We start from the raw sequence: 14,377 nt of genomic DNA, 5'->3' as shown, positions 1-14,377 counted from the left end.
TGCTGCTCACGCGGCCGCCCTCCCCTCGAATATCTCGTCGCGGCGGCCCGCGCCGTCGCGGACGACGTACCGGAGCCGGACCCGCACCGTCTCCTCCTCGTTCTCCACGTCGACGCCCTCCACCTCGATCAGCTCACCGAGCCAGCGCTGCAGGGCGCCCTGCACGGACAGCTCCACGGTGGCGGCGAGTTCGGGGCTGTTCGGCGCGAAGGCCAGGTCCAGCAGCCCGCAGCCGAAGTCCGGGCGCATCACCCGCTCCCCCGGACTCGTGAACAGCAACTGCTCGATCAGATCCCGTACATGCTCCTCGTACGGCGCGTGCGCGGTACGCCCGCGCCGGTCCGTACGGAACGGGAACGCGATGTCGGTGCGCGGCAGGCGCGTGGTCATCGGCAGCTCACCCCCTGTGGTGCGGTGTCCGCGACGGGCGGCCCGTGCGGCGTCAGATCATCGGCGAAGCACTGCGCGGCGGTGCCGCTCAGCAGAACCGGCCGCCCGCCGGCGAGGACCCCTCCGCCCCCGGCGCCGTCCGCGCCCGGGGTGAAACGGACCGTGGTGCACGGCCTGGGCCGCCCGCCGTCGGTGTGCGGGCAGCCTACGACGGTGAACACGTCGTCGGCGGACGCGAGTCGGGCGCCGCGCACCCGGACCGCCGAGGTGCCTGCGGTGTCCACGCGCACACTGCCGCCGTGCGGGCAGCGCAGCGCGGACGCTGTGGTGAGGAGGCCGCTGCGGCCTCCGGTGTCGTGGGACACGGTCTGTTCTTCTCCCCCTGCGCGGCTGGGCGCGCGCACTGTTGAGCTCGGCGGCCTGTGGTGGGACTCAGCGGTTGCGGAACACCGTCAGCCCCCCGTCGTTGATGTCCACGTCGCTGCCGGTCACCGAAATCGACGCGCCGTGGCCGCTGTTGATGACCACGCCCTTCTCGTCGATCTGGACGTAGGCGCCGCCCGGCGCCTTCAGCAGGATGCCCGTGCCGCCCGGCACGTCCGACATGACGATCTTGTGCTCGCCCTCCGTCTCGATGACGACGGGGCGGCTTGCGGGCAGCTCCTTGCGGACGTCCGGCGGGAGTTCGCTCGCCTCCCCGTACCAGCAGCCCGTCCAGATCGGGAAGCTCGGATCGCCCTGCTCGAACTCGATCCACACACCCGCGCCCCGCTCCGGCACCGCGAACTGCCCCGCCTCGCGCCCCGTGAACGGCAGGCACGGCAGCGCCCACGTCGACGCCTCGTCGCCCAGCACGTCCGGCACCTGCGCCGTGATCCGGCCGATGCGCAGCGGGTCCTCGTTGTCCACGACCCGGCCCCGGTACTTGCCGAGGAAGCGGTTGTTCTGTGCGGGTGGCATGCGGGCTGCTCCTTGGGTGACGCGGGCGGGCTGCGGGGCTCAGGGACGGACGCGGTCGCTGCGGGCGATCAGGCCCTCCCTGGACAGCGTGAAGTTCTGGCTGAACGACCCCGGCTTCAGATGGTGGGTGACGCTCTTGACGTAGTAGTCCCCGTCGTACGTACGCCCCGCGCCCCGCACGCCCACCAGCTCGCGCGGGCGCAGCACGTAGCCGTGCCGGTTCACGTCCAGCTTTCCCGAACCGGAGATCGCGTCGGCCGAGGTGGCGGCGCGGGCCAGCGCCTGCGCCTCCGCCTGCGCCGGGTCCATCTTCGCCGTGCCCGACAGCGTCTTCCGCTTCAGCGCGGGCGTCGGACGGCGGCCGAGCGGCGGGCGCAGCGGGTCGATCGGACGCTGCGGCAGCAGCCGCGACTCCCGGTCCCGCGGGTCCTGCACGCGGGCCTGCGGCTCCTCGCGGGCCGTGCCGTCGTAGGCGAAGGTCAGCTGGTCGACCGTCGAGTCGGCGTCCATGTTGACGTTCAGCGCGTGCTGCCGCTGCCCGAGCCGCTGCTCCGGGCCCCAGTACGCGGTGGAGCGGCCGGGGCGGGGGCCCGGGTCCAGGTAGAAGGTGTAACCGTTCGCGCGCGCCAGGTCGTTGATGTACGCCAGGTCGGTGCCCGTCTGGTAGTCCACCCGCAGCTCGCGGCGCGGCTGCTGCGGGATCTGCTCCCGGATGATCCGCGGGTCGATCCCGTAGTCCGCGTAGTTCCGCAGGATGCGGTGCACGCGCTGGGAGGGGGCCAGGTTCGGGAAGCTGTCCGTGCGCTCCTCCAGGTCCATCAGCAGCGTCAGGTCCTCGCCGGTGACGGTCAGCGTCGTCTGCCCCGGCTGGTTGCTGGCGCCGACCTCGTGCCGCACGATCAGCCCGTCCAGCAGCACCTTCGGGGTGCCCTTGACGGTGACGGTGACGATCACGCGGGTGCGCGGGCTGAAGAAGCCCTCGGGCAGCAGCCGTTGGGTGATCATTCCGCCCTTGGTCAGGTCGAAGGCCATCTGGAAGCCGCTGCGCTCCCCCGCCGTCATGGTGATCTGCGCCGACAGCAGCGCCTCCGACACCTCCTGCGGCACCGGCTTCGCCAGCTTCGGCCCCATCAGCAGCCCCAGATGCACCGGGCCCCGGCCGATCGGCTCGTCAGCCACGCGGCGCCCCGCTCCCCGGGAAGCCGCCCGACAGCGGCACCCCGATCTCGCTCCCCGGCTCGGCCGTCAACTCGGCCGGATCCAGCACGGGGTTGGCGTCCGCGATCCGCCACCACTGGCCCGGGTCGCCGAAGTACCGCTGCGCCAGATGGTCGGGCCGCTCGCCCGCGCTGACGGTGTGCGGCACGATCTCGTCCCCGGCCTCGTCCCGCTCCAGCGGCGGCAGCAACCGGCGCTTGGCGTACCGCACTTCGGTACCGTCCGGCAGCCGGTGCACCCCGATCTCCGCCTCGTGGTACCGGCTCGTACTCGGGTACGGATGCGCCCCCGGTATCCGGTCCAGCGCGCTCTCGTACGGCTCGATCCCCGCCATCGTCCCTGCTACCCCCTGCCTGCCGTGCTCGTACCGCTGCCCGTGCCGCCGGCCCGCGGCACACCCGCGCCCAGGCCGCGCGGCACACCGCCGGCGCCCAGGTCCCGGCCCGCGAGACCCAGCGAGCCCAGGCCTCCGCCGGCCGCCATGCCCGCCAGCCGCTCCTTCTGCGCCAGATGCGCCATGTACAGCTCGGCGCCCCGGTGCCCCGCCGGCAGGTCACTCACCGACAGCACCTTCATCCCGATGCTGAGCGCGGCCCGCATCGGGTTCAGGTTCACGTCGAACGCCGACTCGTTGACGGAAAGTTCCGTCAGCCGCACCGGCATCACACGCTTGCTGCCCCACGAGAACAGCGTCAACGGCTTTTCGATCGGGCTGATCTCGATCGCGCCCTTCTTCGTCAGCCTGCTGTTCTCCCGGATCTGCGCCGTCGTCGGATGCACCAGCATCTCCAGCGCGGCGAGCTGCGGATGAATCCCGTCCGGCGCCGCCACCTCCAGCTGATCCGTCGAGTCGATCTCCGCGGTGAACTTCCACGTCTCCTGCGCGGGCCCCTTCAACCGCAACGCCTCGTTCCGGTCACCCCCGCTCTCCCCGCCCTCACCCCCACCCCCGGCAGCCTGCGGCGCCAACGACCGCTCCAGAGTGTCCGGATTGAACTGCAACACGATGACGCGCTGGGGGGTACCGCGCTCGGGGTCGACTATGACGATGCCGGACCTTATGGGCCTAGGTATGTCTGCGTGTCGGGTCATTGGTCACTCCCTGACCTGGTCAGTCATCTTGAAGCGCGCTCCGCACCTCTTCGGCCGGAAATGGTGCGTCATCACCCCAATTTTCCGCTAGATTCTCAAGTAGATTCCGATACTCGCCCACAATATCCTCCTCAGATAGCTGCAGCGCGGCATGCGCCTGGATGCGGACATCCGCATCCTCAGTAGCTTCCACCAGCGCACCAACTGCAGCGGGCAAGCGACTTGCGCCGATAGCCCCAAGCGCACTCACACGGTCCACGTAAACCTCAGCTTCGCCGAGAGCAATCCCCTTGAGCACCGAAAGGAGACGTGAGTCTCCAGCCTCATACCGCCAAAGGACACCACCGGACGCCTCGATGGCAAGATTCCTAACCTCAGGGCTGACAGGGTCACTCATATGGGATACAAGAACGTCAACATCCTCAAGAGTGGCAGTATTCACCATCACATGAAGCGCGCTGGCATAGTTCGCCCCCTTGCCGACAAGTGGACTCAGCGAAGCTGATGATGGCCCCCCATCCAAAACAGCACGCGCCACTTCCAAAACTTCTTGCGAATACTCTGCAAGTCCGGGCTCCGAGCCAGCCCTCAGGCTCGAAATCTCTGCAACCTTATAGTAGTCTAGAGCTATTCCTACTGCGACGATATCTCCACTGCGAAGCAGGAAAAGGAAACTTTCGATCACCTTTCCCCTCGACTCTCCCCGATCAAGCTCCCGGAAGGCTGACCGCAGAACGGACCCCTCAGGCTCACAGCCTTCCCAGTAGTAAGATTCCACTCGATCAACCTTTCCAAGTAATACCGTCTAGCCAATCTCCACGATCGCATCGAGCGGAATACTCTTGCGCACCACGACCTCTTGAGTCCGTATCGTATCCTCCATCCCCTTCAGCATTCGCCTCTGCGAGCTGGGGTTGTCTTCCATTTCACGCGCCTTCTGACCTCGAGGGGTAGACAAGTCGAACAGATCGGCACGCGGAATCTGCGCCAAGTCAATCATGACAATCCCACTGCCATACCTTTGCTTACTCTCAGATGGTGGAGTCCTGAGGGGGCGCCCCTTTTCTCCACCGATCTCATAGCCTTCGGGGTCAACTATGTCACCCTCGAGCTGCTTCGAGGTCGAAATGTACTTCGAAGGATAGCCACCTATTGCGTGATCGGCAGGTTTATTGGCTGGGTAATTAGGACTTCTCAGCGAGTTGCGATCCTTCTTCTTCCCTGCCTTCTTGTTCTGCCGATACGTCTGCTCGGTCGACTGCGGCCCTTTCCCTGCGTCAATTCGCGCCGCGTCTTCAGCCGAAAGATTCCGCCTCACGTACCGAGGAACCAACTGGTTTATCGAATCAAGGACATACTCCTCACCGCCTGGCCCCTTAATCACCTTCTGCCCCTCGACAACCCCCTCCGCCTTCGAGTCCTCCCGATACTCTCCCCCCTTCCTGAAGACCCCCAGCCCAGAGGGGGCATGTTTCTTGTCGGGTCGCACCAGCGAAACCAGCAAAGCATCCTGATGCTCATCCCACTTCAATCGCTCCCCCTTCTTCATGAAGGGTCGCGCAACCTGCTCGGCAGCAGCACGAATTTTTTGTGGACTGGAGTTCTCAGGTAGCGTACTGAACCTTTCAGTCAGGGCTCTACGCAGCTGCGCACTCTGGTCATTTATCGCAAACGATTCGTATCGATCATCAAGGCTCAGAACCGCTTCGTCATCGTTCCAGATCCCCTCTCGCACTTTCCCGCTGGGATTGAGCGCCGCGATGACCTCAAACCCAGGGCGCCCTTGGGCAGAAAGGCTGGTCAGCCGATACCACGATCGCATCCCCGCCATCAATGCACGGAAAGCAACCCCTTCTATTCCGTGCTGCAAAACCTTTGTAATCTTGGGTCGAATGCGGGCAATGATCCTCCGCAGCCGATCCGCCTTCGACTCCTGCGAGTTCTCCTTCTTCCGGACCTTCTGCCGCTTGCGTTCCTTCTGCTGGCGCTTGGCCTCCGCCCTGCGTTGGCGCTGCTTCTGGAGGAGGTCCCGGCGGCGTTTGTAGGCGTCGCGCATGCGGCGGGCGTTGTTCGTGAGTTTGCGGCCCGCGTTGCCTGCCTTGTTGAGGAGGCGGCGGCCGGCGCGGCGGGTGCGGTTGAGGGCGGCCTTGACGGTCTGGCGGGCGCGGCGGAGTTGGCGGCCGGGGCGGGACTCGCCGTCGCGGCGGGGGCGCTTCTTGGTGCCCTCGGTCTCGCGGCGGCGGTCGCGGTCCCGGTCGGAGTCGGGGCGGCGGTCGTCGTCGCGGCGCTGGTCGTCCTTGCGGCGGGTGTCGGGGCGGTTGCGGTCCGCCTCGTCGCGGCGCCTGGTGTTCTCGTCGCGGCGGCGCGGGTCGCGGTTCCTGTCCCGGTCGCGGTCGTCGTCGCGGCGGTCGTCGCGGCGTTTGTCGTCGTCGCGGGTCCGGTCGCGGTCGCGGTCGTCGTCGCGGTCGCGTTTGCGGAGGGTGTCGCGGGCGGGGCCGCGGCGGGGGGTGGACTCGTCGCGGTCGCGGCGGTCGCCCTCGCGGAGTTTGCGGTTGGCCTCGCGCTGGCGGCGCCTGGCCGCGTTGACGTCCTTGCCCTCCTCGCGGCGTTCCTCGCGCCGGTCCTCCTTCTCCTTCTTCTTGTCGGCGTCGCGCTGCTTGTCGGGGCCCGGCTTCTTCTCCGGCGACGGGCGCTTCTCGGGGCGGGGTTCCTTCTCCGGCTGGGACTTGCGGGGCGGCGCGGGGCGCTCGCCGGGGCGCGGCTTGCCCGGGCGTCCGGGCTTCTCGCCCTCCTCGCGGTCGGGCTGCTGCTCCTTGCCGTCCGGCTTGCCGGGGCCGCCGCCGGGCTTGCCGCCCGGCTTCGCGGGCGGAGTGGCGGGCTTGTTGGGGCGGTTGGGCGCGGGCTTCTTCTGCCGCATGCCGCGGGCCATGCCCTTGAGTGAGTTCGCCACCCCGCCCATCACCCTGCCGACGCCGCTGATGAGCGCCTCGTAGATGAGTTCCAGGAGCGCGACGACGCCGGCGGCCACGGCCTTGGCGAAGAGCAGGGCCGCCGCCCCGCCGCCGCCCTTGACGGCCTTGAGGTAGTCCATGAACAGGCCGAAGGCGCGCAGGATTTCACTGAGTGCGCCGTACGCCGTCTTCAGCGCGTCGATGATGGCCATGACCCAGCCGGCGCCGGGTATGAGTTTCGAGACGACCTTCTCGATGATCAGCTGGCCGATGAGGCCCGGGAGTTCGGGAATCGCGGCTTCCCAGGCCATCTTGCCCATCTGCTCGGGGCTGACCCCGCCCTTGACGAGGGTGTTGAAGGTCTCCATCGGAATTCCGATGATTTCCTGGACCTTCTGGTTGAACCATTCCTTGACGGCCGACTTGATCTCGTTGAAGAGATGGTTTCTCGCACCGGCGTGCGCCGAGCTTCCCGCGTTGCTGATCCAGCCGCCCGGATCGGTGACGATGTCGGCGGCGATCTGGGCCCATTCGCCGAGGGCGTTGAGGGCCGCGCCGCCGTACTCCATGCCCTTGACGACGGCGGTCTCGGCGATGTCGACGGCGGCGTGCATGCCGCTCTCCAGCAGGTCCAGGCCCTTGTTGAGCCCGGCGCCGAGGTCGTCGAGGAGCTTGCCCGCGACGTTCTTCAGCGTGTCGGCCGCCTCGTTGACCTTCTTGACGGCGGTGTCCCGCGCGCCGTCGATGGTGTTGCGCCACTTGTCGCGCATGGCCGGGTAGTCGGCGAGGAGTTCGTCGCCGAGGGCGATGAGACCGTCCGCGAAGTCGTTGATCCGCTGGACGACCCAGTCGCGGGCCCGGTCGATGAGGCCGAAGACTTCCTGCTTGAACTTCTCGATGAGCGTGGTGACTTTCTCACGCGCCCATTCGAAGACCCGGGTGATGGCGTTCCGGAGCTTGGTGAACTGCTCCTTCACCCAGTCGATCGACTGGCTGAGCCAGTCCCCCGACTTCTCCTTGCCGCCCTGCTTCTCCTTCTTCGCGTCCCGCTCGGCGTCGGTGCGCTTCTTGTCGATCTCCTTGTTGTCGTCCTCGGTCCGCTTGTCGACCTTCTTGTCGGTGTCCTCCTGCTTCTCCTTGACCTCCTTGCGGGCCTCGTCGTACTTCTTGCCCTTCTTCTCGTCGATGCCCTTGGTCTTGTCGTCCTGCTCCTTGCGCCATTTCTCGCGCGAACCGGCGACCTCGGACCGGCCCTTCTCCCGCTCCTCGGCCTGCTTCCTGCCGCTGTCGGCGACCTCCTTCTGCATGGCACGGTCGTGCTTCTGCTGGGCCTCGCGCTGCCGCTTGTCCTTGTCGGAGCGCTCCTTGCCCATGTCCTTCTGGCCCTGGGAGAAGCCGCGCTTGATCTGCGGACCGCGGTCGTGCTCGGCGACGGCGGACACCGCCTCGACGGGCAGCTTCCCCGCACCGGGCGCCTTGCCGCCCTTGCCCGCGCCGCCCTTGCCGCCCTGCTTCCCGCCGTCGGGCACCTTGCCCTTGAGCGTCTCCCGGGGGACGTCCGGGTAGATCTGGTCCTCGCCCATGGGCTTGGCGGCGTCTTCCCGGCCGGACTTGTGCAGCTCGTCGCGCCGCTCGTCGAGTTTCTGCCGCTGCTCGTCGGTGCGCTGCGGGTCGGAGTCGTCCTTCATCGGCAGCCGGGGCGCGTCGCCGACCCGGGCCTTGTGGAGCTCGTCGTCCTTGTCGTTGAGGCCGTCGATGGAGTCGGTCAGCTCGTCGATGGGGAGGATCTTGGAGAGGGCCTTCTTGCCCAGTTCACCGATGATGGTGACGCCGATGTCCCACCAGCTCGGCTCCTCCATCTCGGCCTGCGGGAGCTTCCCCTGGGGCTTGTTGCCGCCCTTGATCTCGGGCGTCTTGCCCCTGGCGGCCTTGGTGCGGTCGACCTTCGCCTTGGTGTACTGGCCGGGGGCGGCCGCCTTGGGGCCGCCCTTGAGGGTCTTCGGGGAGCCGGAGGGGCGCTCCATCTTCGGGGGCGCCTTCTTGAGCCGGCTCCGCTCCTTGGAGACGTCGCGGTTGACGGCGCCGCCGACGCCCTTCATGGTCTCCAGCGCCTTGTGCGGCTTGAGCTTCGCCGCCGTGGCCAGGCCCGCCTCTGGCGTGGACTTGGAGACGTCGGGCGCCGGGGGCTCCTTCTTCTCGCCCTTGGCCTTGGCTCCGCCGCCGCCCTTGGGCGCGGGGGCCTTCGGGCCGCCGCCCCCGCCGGACGGCGAAGAGGCGGGCCGGGACGGGGACTTGGCCGCGGGCCCGGCGGCCGGCCGGGACGCCGCGGACTTCGGGCCGGGCGCGGGCGCGGCCTTCTTCGCGGCGCCGCTCTTGGCCGCCTTCCTGGCGGCGGCGCGCTGCGGGCTGCCGGGCCGGGGGCGCTCCGGTGTGGCCGGCTCGCTCTTCGCCGGGGCGTCGGCCCGGGCGCCGCCGCCCTTCGGGGTGGCCGACTTGGCCGCGACGGAGGAGGCGGCGGACCCGCCGGCGGCCGGACGGTTGCCGTCCCCGCCCCGGGCGTTCGCGCCGCCCGCCCCGGACGAGGGGCCGCTGTCGGACGCGGCGGAGGCCGGTTCCTCGCCCGCGGCCTTGTCGGGCTCCGTCGCCTGGCCCTTGCGGCCCTCGGCGGTGTCCTTGGTGGCGCCGTCCTCCTCGGCCTTGCCGGAGCCGCTCTGCCCGTCCGGGCTCCCGGACTCCTTCTCGCCGTCGGCGGAACCGGAATCCTTCTCGGACTCCTTTCCGGAATCCTCCCCGGACTTCTTCTCCGCGTCGCCGCCGGAGGCGCCCCGGCCTTCCCCGTCCTTGCCGGACTCCCCCGAAGTGCCGGACTCCTTGCCGTCCTTGGAGTCCTGGGCGTCCTTGGAGTCCTTGCCGGACTCGCCGTCCTTGCCGGACTCGGACCTGGCGCCCGTGCCCTGGCCGCGGGCGTCCTCGTCGGCCTTGGCGAGCTTCTCGGAGGAGCCGCCCTCGGCCGCGCCCGGTTCCCTGGTGTCGGCGCCGCCCGCGTCCTGGTTCGCGTCCTGGGCGCGGCGTTCGGCGGTGGCGTCCCGGTCGCGCTCCTCGGAGCGCTGCTGCCGTTCGTCCTCCTTCTCGCCGGTGCCGGGCTCGGCGCCGTCCTTGCCCGCGCCGGGGGTGCCGTTCTCGGTGTCCTGGTCCTGGCCCGAGGCGGTGCCGTCCTCCGGGTCCGGGCCGACCTCCTGGTCGGCGGACTTCCCGGGCTGGAGCTCGCGGTCGGACTGCGCCTTCTGCTCGTTCCGCTCGGCGGCTCCGGCGTCCTCGGACTCGCCCTCGCGCGCGTCCTCGCTGCGGCGCGCGCTCTCCACGGCGTCCGCCGCCGTCGCCGGGGGCTGCGCCACGACGGGCACGCCGCCGGGACCGGTACCGACCGAACCGCCGCTCCCGCCACCGGACTTGGCCGGCGCCGACGCGGCCTGCGCGCCACCCGCCGCACCGGAACCGGAGGCCGGACCGGAACCCGAACCGGAGCCGGAGGCGGAGCCGGAGCCGGAGTCCTGGGTCGCGCCGGGCGCCGAGGAGGGGGCAGCGGCCGACGGGGCCCCCGAGGACGACTGCGCCCCCTGCCCCGAAGCACCCGATCCGGAGCCCGCGCCGCCGCCCGAGCCCGCACCCGACCCCCCGCCCGGTGCGATGCGGTCGGCCGTCCGGACGCCGGAGAGGTTCAGGTCGTCCTCGGGGACGTGGTCCTCGGGCTTGATCTCGGTGTCCCAGGCGCTCTTGCCCTCGGCGTCCTCGGCCGAGGCGTCGTCCCCGTCCTTGTCCCCGGCGAGCGCGTCGGCGGCGAGTTCGTCGTCCGTCTCCTGGCCGAGGCCGAGGGGCTCGTCGTCGCTCTCGGGTTCCGCGGTCTCCCGCGCCTCGGTGCGGGCCCCGCCCGTACGGTCCTTCTCGCCCGGCTCCGCCTGGCTGCGGTCCAGTGCCCCGGGGGCGCCGGCGGACTCCTTCGCCGCTTCGCCCTCGTCCCTGCCGCCGTCCTCGTCCTGCCGCTCGCCCTCGGACTCGGCCTCCTTCCTGCCGGCCTCGCGTTCCTCCTCCTCGCGGTCCGCGCCCTTGTCCTCGTCGGCGGACTCCTTGTCCTTCTCCTCGGCCTCCTTGTCGTCGTCCTTGTTCTGCTCCTTCTTCTCCTCGTCGGCCTTCCTGGCCTCCTCGTCCTTGCCCTCCTTCTCCTCCTTCGCGCGCTCCTCGTCCTGCTGGTCCTTGCCCTGCTGTTCCTTCTCCTGCTCCTGCTGTTCCTTCTGCTGCTCCTCGTCCTGCGGGCTGCGCTTCTCGTCCTTCTGGCCTTCCTGCTGCTTCTCGGTCTCGCCGTCGGACGAGTCGCGTTCGCCGGTGCGCTTGCCGGCCTCCTTGCCGGGGCCGCGGGCTCCGGCGCCCGGCTGCTGCTTGTCGGTGCCGCCGGACTGTCCCGAGGCGTCGGCCGTGCCGTCACCGGAGCCGTTGCCGCCGCCGCGCTCCGCGCGCTCGGGGTCCTCGGCCTTGGTGCGCTGGGCGCGCCTGCGGTGCTCGTCCCTGGAGGTCTCCTTCGACTCGCGCGCGTCCCGCGCGGCCTTGTTCCGCTGCTCGCGTTCCTGCTCGACGCCCTCGATCGCGTCCGGCACGGCCTCCGGCGCGGGCGCGGCGGCCAGCGGCAACGGGGCGCCGTCGGCGTCGAGTTCGCCGACGAGGTCCAGCAGCCGGCCGTAGTCGGGTGAGGCCAGCCGCACCTCCAGCCGGTCCAGCACCGAGTCCTGCAACTCCGGTGCCATCCGGGCCAGTTCGAGGCGCACCCGGCCCGAGACGTCGGCCGGGTCGCCGCGCAGCGAGCGCAGCACGCTGGAGACGAGCCGCTCGACCAGGGACGGCGGGTCGAGGCGTTCCGCGCGCGTGCGGTCCGCGTCGACGGTGGCGTAGCGGAGCCAGCCCGGGGTGGCCTGGCCCGGCTCGACGTCCGGCGTCGCGTTCCTCTCGGTCTCGTCCTCGCGCACCGTGGACTGCGCGGCGCTCTCGGCCTCCCGCTCGGCCGCCTCGTGCGGCAGGCTGACGGCGCCGAGCTCGCGGCCGGCGCGGAGGGTGCCGAGCCCGTACGGGTTCTGGACGGTGTGCAGCAGCTCGTGCGCGAGGAGGCGCCTGCCCTCGGCCGTGCCGGGGGTGTAGGCACCCTCGCGGAAGAAGATGTCCTGGCCGACGGCGACGGCGTCGGCGCCGAGCATGCCCGTGAGGGCGTCGGCGTCGCGGTCGGTGTGCAGCCGGACGTTGCCGAGATCGTGGCCGAGCTGCTCCTCCAACTCGCGCCGGACGCCGGTGTCCAGGGGCTGGCCGGCGCCGCTGACGATCTCCTTCGGCTCCGGTGTGCGGGACGTGGCGGCGCGCTCCTTGCGCTTGCGGCGCCTGGCCTCCGTGGCGGCCCGCTGCTCCTCGGGGGACGCGTGCGAGGTGCTCATCGGCGCCTCCCGTTCCCGTCCGGGCGCCGGCCGGGTGCCTCCCCCTCGCCGGAGAGACCCGCGTGCACGGAGCGGGCGAGGGCCTCGCCGAGCCGCCCGGCGGAGACGGTGGAGGGCAGCGGGGGCAGGCCGGAGAGCGCGTCGAGGGCGCGCGGCTCGCCGTCGGCGGCGAGCGGGACGCCCTTCTCCCGTACGAGGCGGGTGAGTTCGGCCTCGAAGGCGGCGAGGACGCGGTCGGGGTCGCCGTGGAAGCCGTCGAGCGCGAGCTCCCCGATGTCGACGCGGATCTCGCGGGGCGCGGACTCCCCCGGGCCTCCGGCGTGCCTGCCGTGCGTGCCGTTCATACCCATCCGCGCACCTCCGAGGGCGTCAGCGAACGTTCCAGTTTCTGGTACTCGGTGCGGGCGGCGGACAGCATGTGCCGCATCTGGAGCGGGTCGCCCTCCTCGGCCGCGAGGAAGGCCCCGGAGAGCGCGATGTTCCGGATCGAGCCGCCCGCGACGGTGAGTTGGGCCAGCGCCCCGGCGTCCAGGTCCTTCACGGGGGCCCGGTCGGGCAGGACGCGGCGCCAGATCTCGGCGCGCTCCTCGTGGGTCGGGAAGGGGAAGTCGGCGACGAAGCGGATGCGGCGGAGGAAGGCGGTGTCGAGGGCCTTCTTCATGTTGGTGGTGAGGATGGCCAGCCCGCGGTACGCCTCCATCCGCATCAGCAGGTAGCTGACCTCCAGGTTGGCGTACCTGTCGTGGCTGTCCTTGACCTCGCTGCGCTTGCCGAAGAGGGCGTCGGCCTCGTCGAACAGCAGGAGCGCGCCGCCGAGTTCGGCGGCGTCGAAGACCTTGCGCAGGTTCTTCTCGGTCTCGCCGATGTATTTGCTGACGACCTGGGAGAGGTCGATGATGAACAGGTCGAGGCCGAGTTCCCTGGCCATGACCTCGGCGGCGAGGGTCTTGCCCGTGCCGGAGCTGCCCGCGAAGAGCGCGGTGACGCCCAGGCCGCGCCGGAGCGTCCCGGCGAAGCCCCACTCCTGGTGGACACGGGCGCGTTGGCGGACGTGCGCGACGATCTCGCGGAGGATCTTCAACTGCCGCTCGGCGAGGACGAGATCGCCCCAGCCGGCCTGCGGTTCGATGCGCCGGCCGAGGCCGTCGAGCCCGATCCTGGCCTCGGAGAGGCCGGCCTGCCAGGCGAGCGCGTGCGCGTCGGGGCCGTCCGCTCCCGGGCCGGGCAGGTCGCGGCGGACGGCGACGGCGGCCGAGCGCACGGTGTGCGGCGGCAGGTGGAACTGCGCGGCCAGGTCGTGCAGTTGGCGCGCCTCCAGCCCGGGCACGTCGGCGAACGCCTCCCGCCACAGGGTCTGCTGCTCGGCGTCGTCGAGGACGGGGACGGTGACGCGCTCGCCGCGCGGCCGGTCGGTGCGCCGGGGCTCGGCCGCCGCGACGGCCAGCGGCACGGCGGCCGAGGCGATGAACGCCTCGGTGGCCGCGGCCTGTTCCCGCTCCTGCTCCCCCGCCTCCAGCAGCAGCGCGGCCGGCAGCAGCACCGCCTCGCGCTGCCAGAGGCGCGCGAAGGCGTCCCGTGCGCCGGGGTCGGTGGGCACGTCCTCGGCCGTCATGGTGTACAGCGCGAGGCCGGCCTTCGCGGCGGCGGAGGCGGCGACGTCCTCGCGGGTGCGCAGGTCGCCGCCGACGAGCTCGACGCGGAACGGCGCGTCCGGACGGCGGACGCTCCAGCCTCCGGCGACGCGCTCCGCGGCGCGCTCGTGCGGTACGGGCAGCGTCTCGGGGACGGCGGCGCGGCGGAGCATGCCGTGCAGCCGGGGATCGAGGTAGGGCGAGCCGGTGAGGAAGTGCAGGACGCGCTCGTCCACCCGGAGCCGCGAGGTGGTCAGCCGGGTCTCGTCGGCGAGTTCGACGAGCCGCCAGCGGCGGAGCGGGGCGACGGGGGTGAGGGCGCTCCAGTGCGGCTCGGCGAGCGCGGCCAGGGCGAGCGAGAAGGTGGGGTGGGCGCGGTCGGGGTCGCCGGAGGCGGCGGCGCAGCGGGCCGCGGTGGTGGGGTCGAGCTCGGCTGCGGCGCAGAGCAGCAGGACGTCCCGTTCGAAGGTGCTGAGGCCGAAGGCGGAGACCAGCGCGGCCAGCGGCGCGGGGACCGACTCCCCTGCGGGGGCCGCCGGTTCCTCCGCCGGCCCGGAACCGCCGGTGGAAGGGCGGGCGCGTGCGGCGAGCGCGTCGACGCGCGCGAGCACGCCGGAGACCGCGGCGGACAGCTCCGCCGCGTCTCCCGTCATCCCCTGGTCAG

10 protein-coding genes are annotated in these 14,377 nt (G+C 71.1%); all 10 read right to left on the bottom strand.

All coding sequences use genetic code 11. The features are described from left to right. Window positions 1-6 precede the first annotated feature (6 nt). A complete protein-coding gene (locus HCC30_RS13195; RefSeq protein ID WP_169442682.1) occupies window positions 7-390 on the bottom strand; it encodes a GPW/gp25 family protein in 384 nt (127 codons plus the stop codon). Continuing rightward, window positions 387-755 carry a hypothetical protein gene (locus tag HCC30_RS13190; protein ID WP_169442681.1) on the bottom strand — a complete coding sequence of 123 codons (369 nt, stop codon included), beginning with the start codon at window positions 753-755 and terminating at the stop codon, window positions 387-389. The genes HCC30_RS13195 and HCC30_RS13190 overlap by 4 nt, the downstream gene beginning before the upstream one ends. A 67-nt stretch (window positions 756-822) precedes the next feature. Beyond that, window positions 823-1,350, bottom strand: a complete 528-nt coding sequence (locus HCC30_RS13185; protein WP_169442680.1) for a phage baseplate assembly protein V — start codon at window positions 1,348-1,350, stop codon at window positions 823-825. Between the two features lie 39 nt (window positions 1,351-1,389). Then, a complete protein-coding gene (locus HCC30_RS13180; protein ID WP_169442679.1) occupies window positions 1,390-2,529 on the bottom strand; it encodes a hypothetical protein in 1,140 nt (379 codons plus the stop codon). Continuing rightward, window positions 2,522-2,902 carry a hypothetical protein gene (locus HCC30_RS13175; protein ID WP_169442678.1) on the bottom strand — a complete coding sequence of 127 codons (381 nt, stop codon included), beginning with the start codon at window positions 2,900-2,902 and terminating at the stop codon, window positions 2,522-2,524. The genes HCC30_RS13180 and HCC30_RS13175 overlap by 8 nt, the downstream gene beginning before the upstream one ends. Window positions 2,903-2,910: 8 nt before the next feature. Continuing rightward, complete coding sequence (locus HCC30_RS13170; RefSeq protein ID WP_240979549.1) at window positions 2,911-3,660, bottom strand: hypothetical protein; 750 nt, start codon at window positions 3,658-3,660, stop codon at window positions 2,911-2,913. 19 nt (window positions 3,661-3,679) lie between these two features. Continuing rightward, on the bottom strand, window positions 3,680-4,438 hold the full coding sequence (locus HCC30_RS13165) for a hypothetical protein (RefSeq protein ID WP_169442677.1): 759 nt from the start codon (window positions 4,436-4,438) through the stop codon (window positions 3,680-3,682). Between the two features lie 27 nt (window positions 4,439-4,465). Beyond that, entirely contained in the window at window positions 4,466-12,082 is a 7,617-nt protein-coding gene (locus tag HCC30_RS13160) for a DUF4157 domain-containing protein (RefSeq protein ID WP_169442597.1), read from the bottom strand. Next, a complete protein-coding gene (locus HCC30_RS13155) occupies window positions 12,079-12,426 on the bottom strand; it encodes a hypothetical protein (RefSeq protein WP_169442676.1) in 348 nt (115 codons plus the stop codon). The genes HCC30_RS13160 and HCC30_RS13155 overlap by 4 nt, the downstream gene beginning before the upstream one ends. After that, on the bottom strand, window positions 12,423-14,366 hold the full coding sequence (locus HCC30_RS13150; RefSeq protein ID WP_169442877.1) for an ATP-binding protein: 1,944 nt from the start codon (window positions 14,364-14,366) through the stop codon (window positions 12,423-12,425). Before HCC30_RS13150 ends, HCC30_RS13155 begins: the two co-directional genes overlap by 4 nt. Window positions 14,367-14,377: the final 11 nt, after the last annotated feature.

This window comes from Streptomyces sp. HNM0574 (assembly GCF_012726235.1).
Classification (GTDB): Bacteria; Actinomycetota; Actinomycetes; order Streptomycetales; family Streptomycetaceae; genus Streptomyces.
This window is presented reverse-complemented; position numbering and strand designations above follow the sequence as displayed.